Genomic DNA, 20,724 nt, shown 5'->3' with positions numbered 1-20,724 from the left:
GTGCACCATGAAAGCGATCCTATTCGGCGGAGGCAAAATTGCGCGCGGATTTATCGCCCATCTGTTGTATTTGAGCAAAGCGGAGATCACCTTCGTGGACGTGAACGAGCAGTTGATCGAGCTGCTGAACAGCCGGGACAGCTACCGCGTTCACGTGATGGGCGCCGATCACAAGAGCGCCGATATCCGCGGCTTCAGCGCGCTGTCGCTTCGCGACGCGGAGGGCGTCGCCCGAGCGTGGAGCGAGGCGGACATCGCCTTCACCTCGGTCGGCGGCAAAAATCTGTCCGCCTTGGCCGATGCGCTGGCCGCTGCGTTCGCTCTGCGCTGCCGGGAGCCGTTCGTCAAGCCGTTCCAGATCATTACGTGCGAGAATTGGAAGCGCCCGGCGGCGGAGTTGAAGCAGGCCATTGGCGAACGGCTGAGCGAGGAGCAGTCGGAGCTGTTCGAGCGCTGGGTCGGGATCGCCGAAGCCGCCGTCATGCGCTCTGCGGTCGAGCCGCCGCCTTCTCTGACGGAGGCCGATCCGCTGTGCGTCTGCGTTCAGGATTATTGGGAGCTGCCCGTGGACGCCGCGGCGATCGTCGGAGAGCCGCCGAGAATAGAAGGAGTACGGTATATCGAGCAGTTCGGCGGATTTCTGGAGCGGAAAATCTACACGAACAACACCGGGAACGCGACGATCTCCTATCTCGGCTATCTCAAACGTCATACGCGGGTATCCGATGCGGCCAACGATGAGGACATCGTACGGCTGTTGGACGTCGTCTATGCGGAGACCGGGCGGGCGTTAAGCGAGGAATACGGCATTCCGCTGCAGGAGCAGATGGCGTTCGCCCGGGAGGCCAAGCGCAAGTATCAGGACGCTAGCATCGTCGATTATGTCGAGAGGCATGCCCGCGATCCGATCCGCAAGCTGGGGCCGGAGGACCGGCTCGTGGGCGCGGCCCGCCTGGCCGAACGGCACGGCATCGAACCGCACGGCATCGCCACATCGATCGCGGCGGCGCTCTATTACGATCATGCCTCCGATCCGATCGCGACGGCGCTTAAGGAGAAGCGGGAGTCGCAAGGCATGCTTGCCGTTCTGCGAGACGTGTGCGGCATAGCCGAGGACGAGCCTCTGGCCGGGCTGATTCTCGACAAGATCGTATGGCTGCAGGGGAAAGGATGGGTTCGATGAACGGATTAACGAAGGGAAGGAGCGCCGTCATTATCGGCGCCGGCCAGACCGGGAGAGGATTTGTCGCCCGGATGGTGGCATCGTCCGATTACCGGATATCATTCGTCGATACGTCGGCGGAAGTGGTGAGGCGGATAAACGAGGACGGGGCGTATACCATTCATTATTACAACCGGGAGCGACCTCCCGTCCGAATAACGGAGGTCGGCGCCTGCCTGGCGGGAACCGGCGACGCGACGAAGGCGGTGGCCGAAGCGGATCTGGTGTTCACTGCGATCGGGGAATCGAATCTGCCTTCGCTGGCCGAACTGCTTGCCCAAGCCCGCTTGCGGCGCCAGGAATCGGGGAGCGACGGACCGCTGGCGATCATCACCTGCGAGAACGGAACCGCGCCGGCCCGAGTGCTGCGGGAAGCGCTGCAGACCGGATTCCCCGAGGAAGCGAGGGGGATCGTGGTCTCCGAATCCGCCATTTTCTGCACCACCGTGAATCTGCCGGGCACCCGTCTCGATATTTTGTCGGAAGATTATCCCGAGCTGCCATACGACGGCGAGGCGCTGCCGGGAGAGCTCGGCATTCCGTGCCTTGTTCCGGCGGAACGGTTCCCGACGCTTCTGCGGCGCAAAATCTATACGTACAACTGCATCAGCGCCTGCATTACGTATCTGGGCGCCTTCAAGGACTACAAGATCTATGCGGAGGCCGCCAACGACCCGGATGTGAGCGGCCTGCTCGAACGGTTGGCCGAGCCGCTCAATCGGGCGATCAGCCGCACGCTCGGATTCGATTTGGAGGATCAGCGCCGATTCTCGCAACGGGCGGTGGCCAAGTTCAGCGACTACGGCATTGTCGATTACGTGGATAAAAATGCCCGGGATGTCGCCCGCAAGCTGGGACCGGACGATCGGCTGATCGCGCCGGCGCGCATGATCATGGATACCGGGGGAGACCCGTCGGTGCTGACGCTGACGATCGCTGCCGCTCTGCATTACGCCAGAAGGGAAAGGGAATCGGCGGCGGGGGGAGCGGCCGCGGCCGCTTTCGATCCATCCGCCGTTCTGACCGGCTGGAGCGGACTTCCCGCCGATCATCCGCTGGTGCTGCGGGCGATCCGGCATTACGCCGACCTGGAGCGTATCGGGCGAGGAAGAGACGCGGACTGGACGCCACTGACGAAAGGAGACGACAATGGAAATTTATCTGGATACGGCCAACCTGGAGGAAATTAAAGAAGCGGCGGCCTGGGGGGTTCTGGACGGCGTAACGACCAATCCGAGCATTCTGGCGGCAGCGCGTCGAGATCCGGAAGCGGTGATCAAGGAAATCGCCGGCTGCGTGACCGGGAAAGTCTGGTGCCAGGCGACGGGCGACACCGCCGACGAGATGGTCGAGCAGGGCTGCCGGATGAACGAATGGGCGGAGCAAGCGGTCATCAAGCTGCCGATGACGGCGGCGGGGCTGGCCGCCGCCACCCGGCTGGTGCGCCAGGGGATCGAAGTCAACATGACGCTGGTATACTCGCTGCCCCAAGTGCTGCTGGCGGCCAAGGCAGGCGTCGCGTACATCAGCCCGTACGTCGGCCGAATCGACGACTTGGGAGCGAACGGGCGGCGGTTCATCGTGGAAGCTATCGATACGCTGCAGAAGCTGGGCTCCGCAACGAAGGTCATCGCCGCGAGCATCCGCAGTCCGCAGGTGGTCGTCGATCTGGCGACTGTCGGCGTGCATGCGGTAACGATGCCCTCGGCCGCGCTGCAGGCCATGCTTCGTTCTCCGCTGACCGATATCGGCCTGGCTGGCTTCCAGGCGGATTGGAACGGGCTTCAATCGGCGCTCTCGACTTGACGGCTTGCCGGCTGCGGGGAAAGCGAGCTTAGTTTTGAACCCCTGTGAGGAAGGCCGTTCCGCTGCGTAGGAGCGAGTTAGCTTGAACCCCTGTGAGGAAGGCCGTTCCACTGCGAAAGGGATGGCTTGCCGGCTTCAGACAGCCTGTTTTGAGTTTCTTTGATAAATAAGACCTGTAAAGGTAAGAAACTCAAAGCCCGAACTCGCGACAAGCCATTCCCTTTCTCCGCTGCACTGGGCCTGCTCGATGATGACAGGGGTTCAAACTGCCTCAAGCCCAAACTCGCGACAAGCCATTCCCTTTCTCCGCTGCACTGGGCCTGCTCGATGATGATAGGGGTTCAAACTGCAAGATCATAATAGGCGCGCAGCTGCCGGCACAGCTGCCAGCCATCCATATTCGGCATCATCACGTCGAGAATGACCAGGTCGAACGGGACGGTCTCGACGAGCGCAAGAGCCTCGATTCCGTCGCACGCTTCATGCGGCTCGCAGCCTTCCTTGTCCAGGATGGCGCTTATCAGCTTGCGGAAGTGCGGATCGTCGTCGACAATTAAGATTTTATTCATGACCGGACAGCCTTTCTATAAAGTACAATATGTACGTTATTTGTCTTGAATTATACCCCGTTTCCGTGTACAGTACAATTTGTACGTTATTTGACGTCTTTCATTATGGAGACGCTCGGAGGGGTTCATTCATGGTCGCGACGCGAAAAAGAGGAGAAGAGCTGGAAGCGGCGATTCTGGAGGCGGCCTACGAGATTCTTTCCACGGCAGGCTATGAGCAGATGACGTTTCAGAACGTTGCCAAGCAAGCGAAAACAAGCCGCACCGTCATTTACGGGCGTTACCGCGATAAAATCGATCTCTTGCATGCGCTAGTTCAATACCGGTTCACGCAGGCGCACGGAGGCAGTCTGATCGATCTCGTTCGGGAAAAGGGGAGCTTCCGGGCGGATTTATTGGCCGTGCTGGAGCTGTACCAGCAGTTTCTCGATACGGTGGGACCTAAGCTGATGAGCGTTATTTTGCTGGAGCTGAGCCGGGACAACGAACCTTTCCGGCGGCTTTCCCTTCGGGCCCGCGAGAGCAATATGGAGATGATGAGAAAGCTTCTGGAGTTCGCCGAACGTCGGGGAGAAACCAGGTACGAGCTTACGGAGCTGCAGATGAGTTTGCCGTTTGACCTGCTGCGCTTCGAAAACATGATGCGGGGCGGAAAGCTGGGGAAGGAGGATCTGAATCGGTTGATTGACGAAGTGTTAATGCCGATTTATGTCCAGACGAAGGAAAGGTAGACGGCCGAGACAAGCGGAAGGCCGGATTCTCAATCCGACCCTCCGATCAGGCGCGCGAGTGCCGTTCGGCAATGGCGAGCTTCTCTGCCAGCTGACCGCCATTCTCCGTCCGACGCGAAGGCGCTTCGGCTTGCTGCGCCCCTTTCGGCGGCTAAACCAGCTTCCGGAGAATAAGGGAGAAGGATTCGAGATTTCGGGTCAAAAAGTCTTTATTCGCAAAGGACGTGTTGTCGAACTTGCCGTTCATGTCTTGCAAGAACGAGGCCAGATCGGAGGTGTCCGCGCCTTCGAAGCGATTGTCGATCGTCGTGCGCGTCAACACCGTATTCACGCGATGGACTTCGGCCCGGTACTCGCGGACCCATTCCGGATTCTGGGCCATCTTGCGTTGAAACTCCATCAATAGGCTCGAAAAGCCGACGCCGCTGCCATTTTGGAGAATGTCGGTCAGTCGACGGTAAGCTTCCGGGTCGTATTTCTTCATCATTCTGTTGAGGTCGATATAATCGTCGGGCGCGCCAACGGGCTTATGAGGAAGCTCGATGTAGCGGGCTTGCCCGCTCTCCGGATCGACCGTTCTTGTCTGGGCGTAGGCTGCGATCTTCTTCATCGCGGCCAGGAACTCGGCCGCCTCGTCTCCCGTCAAGTAACGGTCGGCGATAAATTTCGCCTGAGACAGTCCGCTCTCGAGCAGCGCCGCTCTTTCCTCCTCGTCCGCTACGGAGCCGTCGGGAACGAAATTGCGTGCGATCAGGAAATGAACGGCGTCGGTCACCTCGGGCGGCTTGCCGCTGAGCGCCCGGCTTAAGGAAGCTTCGATCTCGGCTGTGAAGACGGGTCTGACCGAGTAGTTATGCTTGACTACGCCTTCCGGCAGCTGCCGTTCGCTGATCCCGGCTGCCAGCCTCCTGCTTGCCTCGCTTAATTCAACGCGATCCGGCTTCGGCAGAGCGATGCCGGTTTCCAACTGCAACGGGGCAGCCTCCCGATTCCGATTATAGAGCCTGGGCAGCGCGGACATTCCATGATTGTCGATTTTCATGCTGAACTCCGATCCTTTCGACTAAAATCCATTTTAATACTAGCTATATCGGCATATTCTCCCAATTTTGTTAGGCGGAAAGCGGCCGAAGCCGCCGGGCGGCTTGACACGAGGGGTTGAACCGCCGTAGTATAGGTAATATATTACCTACATGAAAAAGCGCGAAAACCATGAATTGAGGCTTTACGGACAAGGAGCAGTATTCGTGAATGAAGAGGAATATAAAGGCACGCTGTTTGCTTCGATCTTTCTAAGCGCCAACCGCCTCCAGGCGCTTGGAGACCGTCTGGACGAGCAGGTGACGGTCAAGCAATGGCTGTTGATTGCCATTCTGTTCAAAAGCATGCCCGCCAAGCTGTCGGTCAAGGAGGTTGCTCGCATTGCGGGCGCTACCCATCAGAATGTGATGCAGATGACGAGAAGCCTGGAGGATAAAGGATTCCTCGAGATTCGAACCGATCCCGACGACCGCCGCATCAAAAGAATCGGACTGACCTCGCGTTGTCTGGCTTACTTTCGTACCCGCGAAGACAGAGAAACGGCTTTCCTGAATGAGTTGTTCGCGGGCTTCGACGGGACGGAACTGAAGCAGTTTCATCAACTGATCGGCCGGCTCATGTCCAATATATCCAGGATGGAAGGAGGCGTTTGAATTTGTGCTCCAGGTAGACGCGGTGACATTTCGTTACGACTTCCGAATGGAACCGGCCGCAGACCGCTTGTCTTTTCACGTCGACGGCGGAACCGTCTGCGGCTTGCTCGGACCTAACGGAGCCGGAAAAACGACGGCAATCCAACTGATCCTTGGCCTGCTGAAGCCCGATCAGGGTTCCATTACGCTGAATGACCTGGCCTTGCATCGCGATCCGGAAGCCTACAAAAGAGCGATCGGGTACGTTTCCGCAAGCCGTCCTATTTACGACCGTCTGACCGGGAAAGAATATTTGAATTTCGTAGCCGACATGTACAGGGTCAGCGCCGCAAGGAGGTCGGAAGTCTATGCGCCACTGGCAGAGGAATTTCAAGTTCAGCCGTATCTTCATCAGCCGCTCGGAAGCTGTTCGCACGGCACAAAGCAGAAGATTGCCATTATGGCTTCGATCGTCCACTCCCCGAAGCTGTGGATATTGGACGAACCGTTAACGGGATTGGATGTGGAGAGCGGCTTCGTGTTGAAGCGGCGGATGAAGGAGCATGCGAAACAGGGCAACGCGGTTCTGTTCTCGTCCCATATTCTGGAGGTTTGCGAGCAAATCTGCGACAAGGTGGTGATCCTTAAAGGGGGTAAAATACTTCGCTCTGCCTCGCTTGATTCGGATGCTCCGCAAGGAAGCCTCAACTTGGAGGAGCTTTATTTGGAGGTGGTTCGGGGGCATGAGCGTACATCGGATTTTTAAGCTGACCCGATGTCTGCTGCGGATCAACACCGGATTTGTCAGGCGGCCGCAAGCGTCTAGAGGCGGAACGATCCGCCAGCGTACGGCGATGCTGTTCGCGGTCGGGTTATTGTGTGGCGGCAGTCTGATCTACTCCTATGTCCGGATGCTGCATCGCGCGTATGCTTCTTTTCTGGATATGGGGATCCCGGCTGGATTTCCGATCGTGTTCATGGGCGCGTTTCAATTATTGCTGCTGTTTGCAGGCACGTTTTTCATCGTCCACTTGTTTTGCTACTCCGGAGATGATGTCGAGCTGCTGCATATGCCGATTGAGCCCGGCGTCTTGCTGACCAGCAAGCTGCTCGTCGCGATTCTGTACGGCTATCTGCTGGAGCTGCTTCTGCTCGCGCCGGTTTTCATCTTGTATGGAGCGCATCACTTTTCCGCAGGGTTTGCGGTCACAGCGGCAGCGGCTTTGCTGGCCGTGCCGATGATTTCGTTGGTCTTGCTGGCGGCAGTCGCCATGATCTCCTTAAAAGTCGCGCAAAGATATACTCGAGTTCATCCGGGCTTGCTCGGACTGGCAGGCTGCTTGCTTCTAGTGGCCGGGGCAGCCTGGAAGGCGGGAGGCGTGTTCCGGGCCGATGCATTCGGCGGCCTGCTCGAACGTCTGAACGCGTTTAACGGATATCACTGGAGCTTGGCGTCGGCGCTTCTCGTCGGTCTATCCGGAACGGGACTGTTGCTATACGGGCTGGCAGGGAGGCGACTGTTTCGCAGCGGCCTGATCTTACCCAGGGGGGCCGGATCCGGCAATGCTTCAGCGGCTCTCGCGACGTCCGCCATCCGGTTTCACGGACGTGCCTCTCCCTTCGTAAGCTGCTTCGTGAAAGAGTGGCGCCTCTTTTTTCGCGAACCCGTATTTGTGATCAACGGGGTGTTCGGCATTCTGCTGCCTCCGCTCCTGCTGCCTTTGGCTTTCAGGCAAGGAACCGTAGACGGCGGAGCGTCCATGACCTTCAGAGAAGGGATGGAGAAGGAACCGTTCCTGACCACGATTGCCGCGTTAGGAGTCATCGTGACAACTTCCGCCATTCATGCTGCGGCATCCAGCAGCGTATCGAGGGAAGGGAGGCATTTCTGGATATGCCGGATGATCCCGGTCCCTTGGGAAACGCAGCTCCTGGCCAAGCTCGTCTTTGCCTTTACACTTTCTTGTTGCGGCCTCGTCACCAACTGTCTAATCTTTTTGCTGCATTTCGGCTATCGTCCGAGTCAGATTGTGATTATTTTCACGATTGGCGCATCGTTTTGTTGGCTGTGGTCGGTTATCGGCGTGTTGATCGACGCCAGCCGGCCGAAGCTCGATTGGGTGAACAAATCGGAAGCGGTAAAGCAAAATCTGAACGTGGTGCTCGCGATGCTGGTGTCATTGAGCCTGATTGCTCTTCACGGCATGCTGCTGGTTTTGGCGTTGGAACGGGGCTGGAGCGAATCGGGAATCTGGATCAGCCTGGCTGCCGTTCCTGTCGTGTTAAGCGCGGCGCTGTGCTTTAGGCTGATCGCGATGTGCCGGCGTCAGGAACGGGACGGATAGAAAAGAAAAGGAGGCATTGCGAATGACAAAACAAAGACGAATCGCCTTGATATGGCTGACGGGGGCTTTTGCCGTGCTGCTGGGGGCAACCTTTTTTCTGCCGGATCGAATTCCATTTCATTTTAATGCGAAGGGGGAGGCGGGCTGGCACGCAAGCAAGTATTTCATTCTCTGCCTCGCGCCGGTCCCCTATCTCATGTACCGGCAGTTTACCCGCAACCCAAAATGACGCAGGGGTGATCCGGATGGACTCGTTGGCGATTGCAGCCGTTGTTTTAACCGGTGCGGCAGGGCTGATTCTGGGCGCTGCGGTCCGGCATCGCGCTTTTCGGAAGCAGATGCAGGAGGAAACGAGGCTGCTTGCGCAGCCAGGCTCCGACAGTTCTTGCTTTTCGGCCGGAGAAGAACGGTTGGAGCGCCTGCCGCCTGCGGTGCAAAGATGGCTGCGCCTCTCGCATTCTCTGGAGCGGGCGCCGTTAAGCTTGGCGACTATTAGCCAGGAGGGAGTGCTGCGCACCAGGCCGGAGGGACGGTGGATGCCGTTTCGCGCGGAGCAGCACTCCGTTATCGGCAGCCCCTCGTTTATCTGGAAGGCAAAAATTCGAGCGGCTCCGGGCTTGTCGATCTATGGCAGAGACTTATATAGGAACCGGGCAGCCGATATGCTGATCCGGTTAATGGGCGTGTTTACGGTCGGCCATGCGCGAGGCCCGGAGATCGATCAGGGGAGCCTGGTTCGATATTTGGCCGAGATCGTCTGGTACCCGCCTGCGGCACTGTCTTCGCATATCGTATGGGAATCGGTTGGCCGCGACGCGGCGAAAGCGGTCATTACCGATGGGAGCATCAGCGCTGAGGGGACTTTTTATTTTCAGGAAAGCGGATTGCCCGTCCGCTTTGAGGCGCAGCGGTATAAAGAAGCGGGAGGGACCTGCACGTTGGAGGAGTGGTCGGTTCGTATGGGGGCGTACAAGAAGTTCCAGGGAATTCTCTTGCCCTCGCAAGTCGAGGTGGGCTGGAATCTGCGGACCGGTCCGTTTCAATGGCTTCGATTGGAAGTGAAGGAAGCTCGTTTTCGTTAAACGTTAAATATCGCTCCAATGGCTTCCTTCATCTCTAGGGTCAAAAAGATTTACGTCTCGTGCGAGGTCTCGGAAGCGCGTTGGGCCCGCGATTCCTTCCACGCATCGAGCATAACAAAGCCGATGCCGATCCACAGACACGTATCCGCGACGTTAAAGATCGGGAAATCGATAAAATAGAACTGGAACATGTCCACGACTTCCCCCGTGACGACGCGGTCGATGAAATTTCCGAACGCCCCGCCCCAAATAATCGCCAAGCCGTAGGACAGAATCTTTTTCTCTCGGTACGTTTTGCGCATATAGAGAAGGATCCCGATCAGCACCGCCGTCGTAATCAGGATGAAAAAGCCCCGCTGACCTTGCAGCATGCCGAATGCGGCACCCCGATTGCGGATGGAGGCCAGCCCGATGACGCCGGGAATGACCGTGATTTGCTGTCCGATCGTCATATAGGTGACGACCAACCATTTGACCAAATGATCCAGGGCGATCACGCCGAACGCGGTCAAACCATATCGAAGCACCCCGTCAACCCCTTCGCGAGCGAATTCATGGAACCGGCATGCCGTAGGATCGCAAGCGAACGATAGGGCAGGCAGCTCATTTGTTATTGTATCGTAGCCCGGCATCGCTCGCAAGGCAGGAGCGGCGGCTGTCGCTAGCTGCCCGGACGGGACCGAGCCGGTCAAGCGGGCAGCCGGAAACGGCGGCGTTCGATCGCGGCCGAGCCGGCTTCCGTCGACGGGCGCGGAGAGCGGCTCGCAACGTCGGCCGTTCATGGTGCGTTCAATCATAAGCGCATACAGCGCCGTTACCGCTCAAGCCCGGTCATTCTCGCGCCACCGTGAAGCCGGCAGCCCGGCTCGCTGGGACCGCTCAGGAAGAGGTCTGCGTTGGGAGCATCCGGATCACAAGAGCGGGGATCGCAAGCAGCAGCGCGATGGACCCGTATACGCCGATCGTGTAGCTCTCCGCGTAGGCCAGGCCGAATACCCGATGACAGACGGATGTGATCAGATGAATGACCAGATTCGTAAAACAGAAAACATAGCTTCGGATCATCCAGTTCCGATGCGGAATGATCCGTTTTTTCTTGATCTGCACAAGCGCCATGACGGTCATGAAAGGCCAGATCAGATTGAGCAGATTGAACCCCATGCTGCTGATTTTGCCGCCGGTGGCGTAGGGCGCCATATAACCGGACGTCAGCACGACAAGCAGGACGGACACGAGGTAGACGTAGCCGTTCATCCGGTGAAGCTTGCGGCTTTTTTCGAAGAGCCGGCTGGAGAAGTTAAGCAGTCCCGCCGCCATGGCGATGCAGGCGAAGGCGACGTGAACGTACATCACTTGAAGCCAGACCGGGAGTCGAAGCTCGCGCTTCAGTCCGATTTTATGGCTTAGAAACTCCGCCGCTTCGGGATCGATGACATAGTTTTTTACGAGCGAGTAGACGATAAACAGCGTGCTGACGCAGACCAGCAGCAAATATAGCGTTCGCGATTTCATAGGATGCAGTCCTCCGCAGGCTCGGGTCAGACCCGTTCTCCCGTTAATTTGGAGGCCGGCAAAATGCCGGCCTTGGCCGTCCCGGTCATGCGATCTCCGTCGACGGTCACCTCGAATTTCAAATTCAATCGCATAGGCTTGACAATTCGCAGTGTCCAGCTCAGCTTGCCGCTCTCCAGCACAGGGTTCGCAAAGTCGACCGTCTCGCCACCTTGCGTTGCGAAGCCCCGAATCCGGCCGTCGCTTGTCTCGATCGACAGCTTGACGTCCAGTTTCCCGATCGGCGTCACGATGGCCGTATCCCAATCTCCGTCGAAGGCGGACGCCTGCGCCGCGGCGGGCTGGATGGAATCGGAGATCGGCGCCACCGGAGGCTCTCCTCCGGTCGATTCGCCGTTTCGAGGCCGTCGGGGGGCTATTCCCGCCGCTTTCCACACCGTCCCTCTCCGCTCGAATTCAAACAGCTGCTCGACCTCATGCGCGATTCGCGGTCCAAGTTCGCGTTCGACCAGGTGCAGAGCGACGTCGAGCCCGGACGTGACGCCCCCGCCGGTTACCAGATTGCCGTCGTCCACGACGCGGGCCTGGACGGGAACGGCTCCGGTCGCTCCGAGCAAATCCATGCCCAAGCGGTTCGTGACCGCCGGTCTTCCTTCCAGCAGTCCTCCCATCGCCAGCACCAGTGAGCCGCCGCACACCGTGGCGACTGTGACGTCCCGTCGGGCAAGCGCCTGCCCAATCCGCTCCGTCAAAGCCGTATTCATCGCCCGGCCGAGTATCGCCGGAATCGAGTCGGGACCGTCGTCGTCGACGTCTCCGGCCGCTCCGGGCACGAGAATGATGCCCGGCAGCTCCGGGTTCAGCGTGCCGATTGCCTCGATCGGCACGCCGTTAACGCCGCTGACTACCGACCGCGACCCTTCTGCGGTGACGAACCTTACGCTTAACGCATCGTCCGCATAATAGGCGGCGGCGCAGAAAACCTCGTAGGGCGCAATAGCATCCAACAGATCGAATCCGTCAAAAAGCGCGACTTGAACGTTTAACATGTTGACGCCTCCTTCTTTGCCTCTTTCGGCTTGCCTTGAGTTCGGACATTTAAGCAGCTTGAACCCCTTACCATCATCGGCAGGCCCAGTGCAGCGGAGAAAGGGAATGGCTTGTCTCGAATCGCGCTTTGAGGCAGTTTGAACCCCCTATCATCATCGAGCAGGCCTAGTGCAGCGGAGAAAGGGAATGGTTTGTCGCGAGTTCGGGCTTTGAGTTTCTTACCTTTACAGGTCTTATTTATCAAAGAAACTCAAAACAGGCTGTCTGAAGCCGGCAAGCCATCCCTTTCGCAGTGGAACGGCCTTCCTCACAGGGGTTCAAGCTAACTCGCTCCTCCGCAGCGGAACGGTCTTCCTCACAGGGGTTCAAAACTAAGCTCGCTCCTCCGCAGCCGTCAAGCCATCCCCTCCGCAGTGGAACGGCCTTCCTCACAGGGGTTCAAAAACTAAGCTCGCTCCTCCGCAACCGTCAAGCCATCCTTTCGCAGTGGAACGGTCTTCCTCACAGGGGTTCAAAACTAAGCTCGCTCTCCCCGCAGCCCTCCGCGGAACGGTTTCCCTACGAAGACAGCTTACCAGACGAAGCTCTCAAAGGAAGCCGCAAAAGAGTCACAAAACGATAAACAAAGGATCACAAAACATAGAGCCGCGATTGCTCGGCCCGGAAAAATGATAAACTGGAACGAGAGGTGGAGCATTCATGAGCGCACAAAAAACGGTGCTCGTCGTTGACGACGACCCGAGCATCGTCGAATTGTTGAGGGACTTTCTGGAGAACGATCAGTTCCAGGTCATCACCGCTTGCGATGCGGGCGAGGCATGGACTTTATTCCGTCAGGCCGTCGTTCACTGCATCGTTCTCGACATCATGATGCCGGGAGAGAGCGGCTTCGAGCTGTGCCGCCGAATTCGGAAGGAGAGCGGCGTTCCGATTCTGTTCCTAAGCGCCCGCAGCGACGACGTGGACAAAATACGGGGGCTGACCCTCGGCGGAGACGACTATATCGTTAAATCCGCGTCGCCCGGAGAGATCGTGGCCAGGGTGAAAGCCGTATTGCGGCGCTCCGAATCCAAGCCGCCGGAAGAGCCGCTGTTGGATCACGGGCGCATCCGAATCCATCTGTCCGCGAGGGAAGTCATCGTGGATGGAAAAAAAGTCGTGCTCACTCCGAAGGAGTACGAGCTGCTGCGGTGGTTCGCGGAGCATCCCCGACATGTTTTCTCCTATCAGCAGCTGCTGGATCAATTTTGGGACGGAGTGGGCGACAAGCATACGATTCGGGTTCATCTCAGCCGGCTTCGCGAGAAAATAGAGGCCGATCCGAACCGGCCGCAATACCTGGTTAACGTATGGGGAATCGGGTATCGCTTCGAGGGAGGCTAGCATGAGGAAGCTTCGCATTCGTACGTTTACGCTGATCTGTTTCCTCTTCATTCTGACGCTGCCTTGGATTTTCTACGTGGCCGCCCATGTGATGGAGAACGGCACGCTGACGCTCTCGTCAAGCCGTTCTCGAGAAGAACGGCTGCAGCAGCCATTCACCGAGACGATTCGCCTGATCGAGTCCGGCACCGAGCGATGGACCGATCCCGACTGGCATAACGAGCTGCAGGAACAGCTGCGGGAAGCGAGCCTGGACGCGGCCATCCTGTCCCCGTCCGGTCAGGAGATCTATCGGTCCGCCCCGGAGCGCCGCGGCCCGCTGTCTTCGACCGAGCGGTTCTCCGTCGTCGCGGACGGCGAGCTGATCGGCAGGGTTGTCCTTTACGGATCGAAGTCGAGTACGGTTCCGCTCATCTCGCTGTTCGCCGGGGTGTTGCTGGCTTTTATCGTCGTCGGCTTCGCCATGCGCAGGCTTCTGCTTCAGCCGCTCGAGAGAATGAGCGCGGCAGCGAGACAGCTGGCCGGCGGGGACTGGGAGGTGCGGCTGCCGGCGTCCGCGATTGCCGAAATCGCCGATGTGCGCGACGGCTTCGGGGAGATGGTGAACGGGCTGCGGAACTCGTACCGGAAACAAGCCGAGCTGGAGGAGGAGCGCCGATTCGTCATCGCTGCCGTCGCCCACGATTTGCGGACGCCGCTGTTCGCCCTGCGAGGCTATCTGGACGGCCTGGAGCAAGGCATTGCCCGATCGCCGGAGAAGATGGCGAAATACTTGGCGGTGTGCAAGGAAAAATCGGCGCAATTGGACCGTCTGGTGGAGGAGCTGTTCACCTTGGCCAAGTTGGAGTACGGGGAGACGCCGCTTCATGCCGAGACGGTCGATCTGGCCATCGTCCTGCGCAAGGCGATGGACAGTCTGAAGCCGTCGGCTCGTCGGAAGCGAATCTCCATCCACGACCGGACGGAGGACGGATGCTGCATAAAGGGGGACGCGCATTTGTTGGAGCGGGCGATGAGCAACTTGCTGGACAATGCCGTCAGACATACCCCGCCGGACGGCGAGATCGTCGTCCGATGCGGCCGCGACGGCAACCGGATTTTATTCGCGGTGCAGGATACGGGGCCGGGCTTCGATGCGGAAGAGCTGGAGCGCGCGTTCGAGCCGTTATATCGCGGGGAGGAGTCCAGAAACCGCTCGACAGGAGGCAGCGGATTGGGGCTGACTATAGCGCAAAAACTGATTAAACGGCACGGAGGCGAGCTGAACGCAAGCAACGCAGCGGAAGGGGGAGCGCTACTTGCAGGCGGATTCCCTGCGGCGGCTGCGGATGAAGGCGGGGCGTGAAGAACCGCCTTCTCTGTCGATCGCGCGGAAAGCGGATCACGGCCGGCTTGCGGCACACTTGCCGCGCTTGTGAGCTTCGTCCACGACCCACTGAATCGTATGCTCCTGCAAATATTGATTCAGCTGTCGCTCCGCGCCGTCCATTACTTTTTTAACGAGGCATTCGCATCGGGGTTCTCTGTCCCGGTCGCGCAGCTCGGAGCTCTCTTCGGCCAGCAGCCGATGCTGTTGAGAGGCCGAATTGGAGCATTCGAACAGCTGCTGCCTTCCTTCGATAACTTGCACAACATCGTAAAACGTAATGCTCCCGGCCGGACGCGCAAGCTCGTAGCCTCCGTTTACGCCGGGTACGGCCCTTACGATTCCGTCCTGCCTCAGCTTGGACATAATTTTCGACAGGTAGCTTTCCGAGACGCCGAGCACGGCCGCCAGTTCCTTGATTCCGACGTTCTGGCGATCGGTCGCGTTAGCCAGATGAATTAGAGCGTGAAGGGCGTAGTCCGTGCTTTTGGAAAATTGCATGTCTTCACCTTCTTCCGAATCGAACGTGTTGTAGACCTACGGTATCCATAATAAGCGATCCGTGCCCCCTTCGCAACACGCGCGGAAGCGATCCGGACGGCAGCTCATTCCGCAGTTCGCCCGGTCGGCTCGATTCCGAGGGCAGCCGGCTGCCCGGACAGGCTTGGAAGCCTATTGGTTCAACTCCCGGTACTGCTGCGGAGTCAGATGGGTTGCTTTTTTGAACAACCGGATGAAATAGGCGGCGGATTCGAGCCCGACCGCCTTGGTTATTTCCTGAACCTGCATGCTGGTCTCGCGCAGCAGTCGCGTTGCTTCGTTCATGCGTACCTGCAGAATATATTCGGTCAAGTTCATCCCCGAGTACTGCTTAAAGATGCGCGACAGGTAGCTGGCGTTGAAGGAGGCGACTTCTCCGAGCCGAGTCAGGGACAGGTCGTCGGAAATATGGGTATTGATATACTCTTTCAGCTTGGTGACCAGATCGTCGGTATGCCGCTGCAGTCTTGTCCGGTGATGCTCGAAGATGGCGTCGGCCAGCTTCGTCAGATCGTCGAGGCGAGCTTCCCAGCTTTCGTAGGCCTCGTATTGATAAAGCCGCGTCAGATCGATTTTTTCGCTCAGAAGCGGCAAGCGATGGCCGTCGTTCAGCTCGTTCATCATCATAGCGAGCAGCTGGTAATACGCGGCCATCTTGCCCGCTTCCGGTCCTTTAGCCAGCTCGTCGTTCAGCATGTAATCCTGCAGCGCCTGCTGGAAGGCTTGCTGCCTCCCGCTTTCGAACAAGATCAGGAGGGCGGTCAGTTGATGCAGCGAAGCGCTGGTCGCGAGTCCTCTTAACGGCTGCGATTCCCGCTCAAGCACTGCGCTTTCCCGCAGCAGCAAGTCGTCTCCCATGCCGAAGCTGCGCCGGAACGTCAGGTTTAACGATTCGAGCTGCTCGGGAAGCTTCTCCCACGCCGTCTCTTCCGCCCCCATGACGAACGAGACAGACAGGCGCAGCAGCTCGCGGCACGTCGCCTGGATCGATTCCAGGTTCCCGAATGCAAACCGCTGCAGGCGCTGCCAGTCCGCCTCCGATTCCCCGCTGCGCTCAGCCGACGAACGTCTGATCTGCAGCAGCCATACGATGCGCTCGTGCTCCAGGCCCAGCGAGATCAGCTCTGCGCCGGGCTGCCAATACTCGTGAGCGATGTTGCGAATCGCATACAGCATCAGCATCCGGTCCGACGAGCTCATAGGCTCGGGCCAATTCAGCACGCGCCCCTGCGCCAGCAGCACCTTTTCCTCCGCGTTCAGAGGGATCTGCAGTCGCGTCAGCTGCTCCGCAAGCGCCGAACGGGAAGCTGCGGGCGTTCGAAGGAGCTCCTGCAAATATTCTTTCTGCAGCAAGGGCAAGGCGCTGCGCATCTGCGCCTGGGCGGATTCCAAATAGGACTCCCGAACGGATTGCTCGCGGACGTCGTCTATCGTCCGGCGAATCGTATCGAGGATAGCGTCGTCTCCGTCCGTCTTCAGAATGTAGCCCGAGGCGCCGTACCGCAACGCTTCCTTGGCGTACTCGAATTCGTTATGTCCGGTCAGGAATACGACCTTGCAGCGCGGCCATTGCTGAAGAATCCGCTTCTGCAGCTCCAGACCGTTCATGCCGGGCATATGGATGTCGGACAGCACGATATCGACCTTCGTTCGCGCCAACCACTCGAGCGCTTCTCCGGAGGAGACCGCCCCGCGAATTTCCGTTTCCGGCAGCTCCGCTTCCTCCAGCAAGCCGACCATGCCTTCCACAATATAAGGCTCGTCGTCGACAATCAGAATCCGAATCAAGACGATTCCCTCCTACTCCTTCACGCTGCCCAGCACGATGCCCTTGACGAAATAACGCTGCAGGAACGGATAGACGCACAGGATCGGCAGGGCGCCGAGGAAGATCTGGGCGGCTTTGGCGGTTCGGTCCGATACGGCCGCAAGCTCCTTCGCCTGATCCGAGGTCAGCGAAGACATGTTGATCTTGGTCAGGATGGTCTGCAAATAAGTGGATAACGGATAATGATCCGGCGAATTCATCAGAATGAGGCCGTCGAACCAGGCGTTCCAGTGGCCGACGACGGTAAACAGCGTGATCGTAGCCAGCGAGGCCTTCGAGAGCGGAATATAAATCCGCCACAGCGCCCCCCAGTAGCCGGATCCGTCTATGAAGGCGGATTCCTCGAGCTCCTTCGGCAGTCCGCGAAAGAAATTCAACAGAAGAATAACATTAAAGACCGGTACGGCGCCAGGCAGCACCAGAGCCCACAACGTATCCATAATTCCGGTCGCCTGGATCGTCATGTACCAGGGAATCAGCCCCCCGCTGAGCAAAATCGTAAACACGAAATACCAGGCGTAGGCCGTGCGATAGCGGAACGCGCGAGCTTCCTTGGACAACGGGTAGGCGACGAGCACGGTAAGCAGCATGTTAAGGGCCGTTCCGAGCGCCACGCGCTCCAGCGCAACGACGAACGAGCGAATAAAGGCGGGTTCTTCCAAAATATATTGATAGGATTTCGTCGTAAAATCGACGGGCCAGAGGACGACGAGTCCGGCGGTCGCCGCGCTGCTGGAGCTGAACGAGATCGCAAGCACATGGATGAGCGGAAAAATGCAGGTCAGCGACAGCAGGGTCAGAAACGCGTAATTGGCGAACTGGAACGTCTTTCTGCCGGCAGTATTGGCGTACATCCCTGTCGCCTCCTTTCTCTAGAAGATGCGATAATTGGCGAATCGGTAGGCTGCCCAATAAGAGAAGGAGATCAGGATCAGCGATATGACGGACTTGAACAGGCCTACGATCGTGGCAACGCCGTATTGCATATCGACCAGTCCCGTTCGATAGACGAGCGTATCGATAATATCGCCGCTCTCATAGACGGCCGGGCTGTACAGGTTGAATACTTGGTCGAAACCGGCGTTCAGCACGTTGCCCAAGCTGAGCGTGGCCAGCAGCACGATGATGGGCATCATGCCGGGAAGCGTCACATGCCACGTTTGTTTCCATCTCCCCGCCCCGTCCATATAAGCCGCCTCGTAGAGCGAGGGATTGATGGCCGTTAACGCCGCCAAGTAGACGATGGTGTTAAAGCCGAACTCTTTCCATATATCGCTGGCGACGAGCGTAAACGGAAACCAGTTGTTGTTGCCGAGAAAATAGATCGGCTTGATGCCGAACAGGCCAAGAATCTGATTGACGATGCCGTGCCCCGGCGACAGAATATCGACGAGGACGCCGCCAAGAATGATCCAGGACAGAAAGTGCGGGAGGTAGATCAACGTTTGGAACGTTTTTTTGATTCGCTGCGCCGCGATTTCATTCAACAGCAGCGCGATGACAATCGGGACAAGCAGTCCGAAGACGATTTTCATGGTGGAAATTGAAAAGGTGTTCCAGACGACCTGGCCGATTCCCGGCATATTCAGCATGTAATGAAAATTGTCCAGTCCGGTCCATGGGGAGCCGAACAACCCTTTGGACGGCATAAACTTCTGGAATCCGATGGCGATCCCCGCAAGCGGAAGATAGCTGTAGACGAATACCAGGATGACGCCGGGCAGCAGCATCAGATGCAGCGGCAAATCGCGTAATCTTCTTAATCTGAGCATCGTTGTTCCTCCTGCGCTTGCAGCCGCCAACGCAAGAAGGGACAAGCAGGGGCTTTCGCTTATCCCTTCAAGCATTTTCCGGCCGTTATTCGCTACTATTGAAGCGCTTTCCAGGCGTTGACCTCTTGAGCGATATCGTCTCCTCCGAGCTTCTTATAATCGCTTACGAATTTGTCGAATGCGTCGAGATTAGCGGCTCCCATAATGATTTTGGTGAACGTTTCCAGCTGCATCTTGCCGAGAGCCGCAGATTTCTCGCCCATCGCTTCGGTCGGCGCTCCGTAAAATTCGTTATCGTAAACTTGGCCGTTATTGACATAGTTGTTGATGACCTGGAAGGAGCCGCGTTTGCCGAATACCCGGTCCCATCCCCAGCCGACGAGGTCGCCTTTTTCCAGGTAATCCTTGATCATATTGTATTTGTCGGCCTCTTCCACATTCAGCTTGGCGATATCGCCCGTCTCGAACGCTTCGACCACCTTTTGGTGAATCGTCAGATTGCGGCGGCTCGGCTCCGCTTCCGGGAAAATCGAATATTTGCGGAACTCAATGGAGCCTTTATCCCCGAAATATTTATCCGGATCGTACATGGACCCCCAATGACGCTCGAGATCCAGGTTGAGCAGCTTGATGGCCGCTTCCGGATGCTCGTAGCCCTTCCGGACGGCAAAATATTTGGTCACCGGGAATGCGGCGGATACTTTAGGCGTCTCGCCGTTCATGGCCGGAACGGGATAGGCCTGCCATTCCATGTCCGGATTCTGATTTTTGCCGTCCTGCAGCGGCCACAGCGGCGTCCACATCGCGCCGAAATACATGCCCAGCTTGCCGCTCGTGGCGGCTTCGGCGATCTTCCCGCCGTCCTTGGAGGCGAATTCGGGATCGATCTGACCGTCCTTGTACAGCTCGGCCAGCTTGGCGAGCGCATTCTTGACTTCAGGCTGAATGGAGCCGTAGGTCAGCGCGCCGTCGTCGCCTTTTACCCAGATGCTCGGGAAAGCGCCGTACATATTGAAGAAGCCTTCGAGTCCGGGCATGCCGCCCCAGAGCTCCTTGCTGATGCCGAATCCGTACGTGTCCCGTTTGCCGTTGTTGTCCGGATCCTGGGTGGAGAACGCTTCCGACAGCTGGAGGAAATCCTCGAAGGTGGCCGGTTCCGGCAGGTTCAGCTTGCTGCGCCAATCCTCGCGGACCCACAGAATCGGCGTGGAATCGATGTTCGAGCCCGTCTGCGGAATGGCCATCAGCTTGCCGCCGAAGGTCGCCGACTTCAAGGCGTTGCCGCCATCCTGCGTCATGACGTCCTTGGCGTAGGGAGAGCCGTACTTCTCCAGCAGCGGGCCCAGCTCCTGCACCAGATCCGCCTCGACCAGCTGTTTCAGCTGCTGCGCGTTGACGTACATCAGGTCGGGCAGATCGTTCGAAGCGATGACGACGTTCATCTTCTGCTCGTACTGCTCGGCGGTTCCTCTTACGACCCAAGCGTTCTTGACGTCGATGTTGAGCATATCCTTGTATTCGCGGATGATCAGATTGTCGTCGATCGTGTCGTTGTTCAGGAACTTCACTTCCTGGCCTTGGTAGCGGCTGAAAGTGAGCTTGACCGTTTCCGGGTACGGGGCGAACGGTTCGGTCGGGATGCCCGGATCTCCGCTGCCGCTGGCGGACGGCGAATCGCCGCTTCCCGAGGCGGTCGAGCTTCCCTCGCCGCTGCCGCTGCCGCAGGCCGCCAGGAGTAAAGCGAGAATGACGCCAACGGTAATCGATTTCAATGATTTGGATGTGGCTCTCAAGTGTTTTTCCCCCTTATCGTGTGATGAGGATCGCTCCTCTGCATTCATTATG

The 20,724-nt window shown here is 58.2% G+C and carries 21 protein-coding genes; 11 read left to right on the top strand and 10 right to left on the bottom strand.

The annotated features are described in order from the left end of the window. The first annotated feature begins 7 nt into the window (after positions 1-7). Genes ACFO3S_RS03280 through ACFO3S_RS03270 form a run of 3 tightly spaced genes read left to right on the top strand, consistent with a single transcriptional unit; the run spans position 8 to position 3,028 of the window. A complete protein-coding gene (locus tag ACFO3S_RS03280) occupies positions 8-1,183 on the top strand; it encodes a mannitol dehydrogenase family protein (protein ID WP_378092165.1) in 1,176 nt (391 codons plus the stop codon). After that, on the top strand, positions 1,180-2,412 hold the full coding sequence (locus ACFO3S_RS03275) for a mannitol dehydrogenase family protein (protein ID WP_378092163.1): 1,233 nt from the start codon (positions 1,180-1,182) through the stop codon (positions 2,410-2,412). Before ACFO3S_RS03280 ends, ACFO3S_RS03275 begins: the two co-directional genes overlap by 4 nt. After that, positions 2,372-3,028 carry a transaldolase family protein gene (locus tag ACFO3S_RS03270; RefSeq protein WP_378092161.1) on the top strand — a complete coding sequence of 219 codons (657 nt, stop codon included), beginning with the start codon at positions 2,372-2,374 and terminating at the stop codon, positions 3,026-3,028. The genes ACFO3S_RS03275 and ACFO3S_RS03270 overlap by 41 nt, the downstream gene beginning before the upstream one ends. Before the next feature lie 341 nt (positions 3,029-3,369). On the opposite strand, the gene ACFO3S_RS03265 is transcribed toward ACFO3S_RS03270, so the two are convergent. Continuing rightward, positions 3,370-3,597 carry a response regulator transcription factor gene (locus tag ACFO3S_RS03265; protein WP_378092159.1) on the bottom strand — a complete coding sequence of 76 codons (228 nt, stop codon included), beginning with the start codon at positions 3,595-3,597 and terminating at the stop codon, positions 3,370-3,372. Between the two features lie 131 nt (positions 3,598-3,728). Here ACFO3S_RS03265 and ACFO3S_RS03260 point away from each other — a divergent pair, with 131 nt between their 5' ends. Next, a complete protein-coding gene (locus ACFO3S_RS03260) occupies positions 3,729-4,328 on the top strand; it encodes a TetR/AcrR family transcriptional regulator (RefSeq protein WP_378092157.1) in 600 nt (199 codons plus the stop codon). 151 nt (positions 4,329-4,479) lie between these two features. Here the strand turns inward: ACFO3S_RS03260 and ACFO3S_RS03255 are convergent, their stop codons facing one another. Then, the gene (locus tag ACFO3S_RS03255; RefSeq protein WP_378092155.1) at positions 4,480-5,301 is read right to left on the bottom strand and encodes a hypothetical protein; all 822 of its coding nucleotides are present in this window, start codon (positions 5,299-5,301) and stop codon (positions 4,480-4,482) included. 274 nt (positions 5,302-5,575) lie between these two features. On the opposite strand from ACFO3S_RS03255, the gene ACFO3S_RS03250 reads away from it, so the two are divergent. From ACFO3S_RS03250 to ACFO3S_RS03230, 5 genes are read left to right on the top strand one after another with little or no spacing between them, the layout of a single operon-like run. Continuing rightward, positions 5,576-6,022, top strand: coding sequence for a MarR family winged helix-turn-helix transcriptional regulator (locus tag ACFO3S_RS03250; protein ID WP_378092153.1), 447 nt, complete (start codon positions 5,576-5,578; stop codon positions 6,020-6,022). 4 nt (positions 6,023-6,026) lie between these two features. Then, on the top strand, positions 6,027-6,767 hold the full coding sequence (locus tag ACFO3S_RS03245; RefSeq protein ID WP_378092151.1) for an ABC transporter ATP-binding protein: 741 nt from the start codon (positions 6,027-6,029) through the stop codon (positions 6,765-6,767). Next, positions 6,745-8,346: a hypothetical protein gene (locus ACFO3S_RS03240; protein WP_378092149.1), complete on the top strand. Its 1,602-nt coding sequence runs from the start codon at positions 6,745-6,747 to the stop codon at positions 8,344-8,346. Before ACFO3S_RS03245 ends, ACFO3S_RS03240 begins: the two co-directional genes overlap by 23 nt. A 22-nt stretch (positions 8,347-8,368) precedes the next feature. Next, a complete protein-coding gene (locus ACFO3S_RS03235) occupies positions 8,369-8,575 on the top strand; it encodes a DUF1648 domain-containing protein (protein WP_378092147.1) in 207 nt (68 codons plus the stop codon). 16 nt (positions 8,576-8,591) lie between these two features. After that, on the top strand, positions 8,592-9,428 hold the full coding sequence (locus tag ACFO3S_RS03230; protein WP_378092145.1) for a DUF6544 family protein: 837 nt from the start codon (positions 8,592-8,594) through the stop codon (positions 9,426-9,428). A 50-nt stretch (positions 9,429-9,478) separates the two neighbouring features. Here ACFO3S_RS03230 and lspA read toward each other — a convergent pair whose 3' ends face one another. The 3 genes from lspA to ACFO3S_RS03215 form a co-directional block, all read right to left on the bottom strand. Then, positions 9,479-10,210 (bottom strand): signal peptidase II, encoded by a 732-nt coding sequence (gene lspA, locus ACFO3S_RS03225; protein ID WP_378092143.1) that lies wholly within the window; start codon positions 10,208-10,210, stop codon positions 9,479-9,481. 97 nt (positions 10,211-10,307) lie between these two features. Further along, positions 10,308-10,940 (bottom strand): DUF2306 domain-containing protein, encoded by a 633-nt coding sequence (locus ACFO3S_RS03220; protein WP_378092141.1) that lies wholly within the window; start codon positions 10,938-10,940, stop codon positions 10,308-10,310. Between the two features lie 26 nt (positions 10,941-10,966). Beyond that, positions 10,967-11,989: a DJ-1/PfpI family protein gene (locus ACFO3S_RS03215; protein WP_378092139.1), complete on the bottom strand. Its 1,023-nt coding sequence runs from the start codon at positions 11,987-11,989 to the stop codon at positions 10,967-10,969. A 700-nt stretch (positions 11,990-12,689) separates the two neighbouring features. Between ACFO3S_RS03215 and ACFO3S_RS03210 the strand changes: the two genes are divergently transcribed. Together ACFO3S_RS03210 and ACFO3S_RS03205 are read left to right on the top strand one after the other, a co-directional pair. Then, on the top strand, positions 12,690-13,373 hold the full coding sequence (locus ACFO3S_RS03210; protein ID WP_378092137.1) for a response regulator transcription factor: 684 nt from the start codon (positions 12,690-12,692) through the stop codon (positions 13,371-13,373). Between the two features lies 1 nt (position 13,374). Next, entirely contained in the window at positions 13,375-14,718 is a 1,344-nt protein-coding gene (locus ACFO3S_RS03205) for a sensor histidine kinase (protein ID WP_378092135.1), read from the top strand. Positions 14,719-14,754: 36 nt separating this feature from the next. On the opposite strand, the gene ACFO3S_RS03200 is transcribed toward ACFO3S_RS03205, so the two are convergent. The 5 genes from ACFO3S_RS03200 to ACFO3S_RS03180 form a co-directional block, all read right to left on the bottom strand. Continuing rightward, positions 14,755-15,240 (bottom strand): RrF2 family transcriptional regulator, encoded by a 486-nt coding sequence (locus ACFO3S_RS03200; protein WP_378092133.1) that lies wholly within the window; start codon positions 15,238-15,240, stop codon positions 14,755-14,757. 171 nt (positions 15,241-15,411) lie between these two features. Continuing rightward, complete coding sequence (locus ACFO3S_RS03195; protein WP_378092131.1) at positions 15,412-17,067, bottom strand: response regulator; 1,656 nt, start codon at positions 17,065-17,067, stop codon at positions 15,412-15,414. Between the two features lie 12 nt (positions 17,068-17,079). Further along, positions 17,080-17,961: a carbohydrate ABC transporter permease gene (locus tag ACFO3S_RS03190; RefSeq protein ID WP_378092129.1), complete on the bottom strand. Its 882-nt coding sequence runs from the start codon at positions 17,959-17,961 to the stop codon at positions 17,080-17,082. An 18-nt stretch (positions 17,962-17,979) separates the two neighbouring features. Next, positions 17,980-18,879 carry an ABC transporter permease gene (locus tag ACFO3S_RS03185; protein ID WP_378092127.1) on the bottom strand — a complete coding sequence of 300 codons (900 nt, stop codon included), beginning with the start codon at positions 18,877-18,879 and terminating at the stop codon, positions 17,980-17,982. Positions 18,880-18,974: 95 nt separating this feature from the next. Beyond that, complete coding sequence (locus tag ACFO3S_RS03180) at positions 18,975-20,672, bottom strand: extracellular solute-binding protein (RefSeq protein ID WP_378092125.1); 1,698 nt, start codon at positions 20,670-20,672, stop codon at positions 18,975-18,977. Positions 20,673-20,724: the final 52 nt, after the last annotated feature.

It is taken from the genome of Cohnella hongkongensis (assembly GCF_042654645.1).
GTDB classification, from domain to species: Bacteria; Bacillota; Bacilli; order Paenibacillales; family Paenibacillaceae; genus Cohnella; species Cohnella hongkongensis.
This window is presented reverse-complemented; position numbering and strand designations above follow the sequence as displayed.

What these genes read in the sequence shown, in the direction of transcription:
- ACFO3S_RS03215 (WP_378092139.1), bottom strand. Translation starts at nt 11,989, where the DNA reads ATGTTAAACGTTCAAGTCGCGCTTTTTGACGGATTCGATCTGTTGGAT.
- ACFO3S_RS03220 (WP_378092141.1), bottom strand. Translation starts at nt 10,940, where the DNA reads ATGAAATCGCGAACGCTATATTTGCTGCTGGTCTGCGTCAGCACGCTG.
- ACFO3S_RS03190 (WP_378092129.1), bottom strand. Translation starts at nt 17,961, where the DNA reads ATGTACGCCAATACTGCCGGCAGAAAGACGTTCCAGTTCGCCAATTAC.
- ACFO3S_RS03200 (WP_378092133.1), bottom strand. Translation starts at nt 15,240, where the DNA reads ATGCAATTTTCCAAAAGCACGGACTACGCCCTTCACGCTCTAATTCAT.
- ACFO3S_RS03275 (WP_378092163.1), top strand. Translation starts at nt 1,180, where the DNA reads ATGAACGGATTAACGAAGGGAAGGAGCGCCGTCATTATCGGCGCCGGC.
- ACFO3S_RS03260 (WP_378092157.1), top strand. Translation starts at nt 3,729, where the DNA reads ATGGTCGCGACGCGAAAAAGAGGAGAAGAGCTGGAAGCGGCGATTCTG.
- ACFO3S_RS03185 (WP_378092127.1), bottom strand. Translation starts at nt 18,879, where the DNA reads ATGCTCAGATTAAGAAGATTACGCGATTTGCCGCTGCATCTGATGCTG.
- ACFO3S_RS03270 (WP_378092161.1), top strand. Translation starts at nt 2,372, where the DNA reads ATGGAAATTTATCTGGATACGGCCAACCTGGAGGAAATTAAAGAAGCG.
- ACFO3S_RS03230 (WP_378092145.1), top strand. Translation starts at nt 8,592, where the DNA reads ATGGACTCGTTGGCGATTGCAGCCGTTGTTTTAACCGGTGCGGCAGGG.
- ACFO3S_RS03205 (WP_378092135.1), top strand. Translation starts at nt 13,375, where the DNA reads ATGAGGAAGCTTCGCATTCGTACGTTTACGCTGATCTGTTTCCTCTTC.
- ACFO3S_RS03210 (WP_378092137.1), top strand. Translation starts at nt 12,690, where the DNA reads ATGAGCGCACAAAAAACGGTGCTCGTCGTTGACGACGACCCGAGCATC.
- ACFO3S_RS03265 (WP_378092159.1), bottom strand. Translation starts at nt 3,597, where the DNA reads ATGAATAAAATCTTAATTGTCGACGACGATCCGCACTTCCGCAAGCTG.
- ACFO3S_RS03280 (WP_378092165.1), top strand. Translation starts at nt 8, where the DNA reads ATGAAAGCGATCCTATTCGGCGGAGGCAAAATTGCGCGCGGATTTATC.
- ACFO3S_RS03235 (WP_378092147.1), top strand. Translation starts at nt 8,369, where the DNA reads ATGACAAAACAAAGACGAATCGCCTTGATATGGCTGACGGGGGCTTTT.
- ACFO3S_RS03240 (WP_378092149.1), top strand. Translation starts at nt 6,745, where the DNA reads ATGAGCGTACATCGGATTTTTAAGCTGACCCGATGTCTGCTGCGGATC.
- lspA (WP_378092143.1), bottom strand. Translation starts at nt 10,210, where the DNA reads ATGAACGGCCGACGTTGCGAGCCGCTCTCCGCGCCCGTCGACGGAAGC.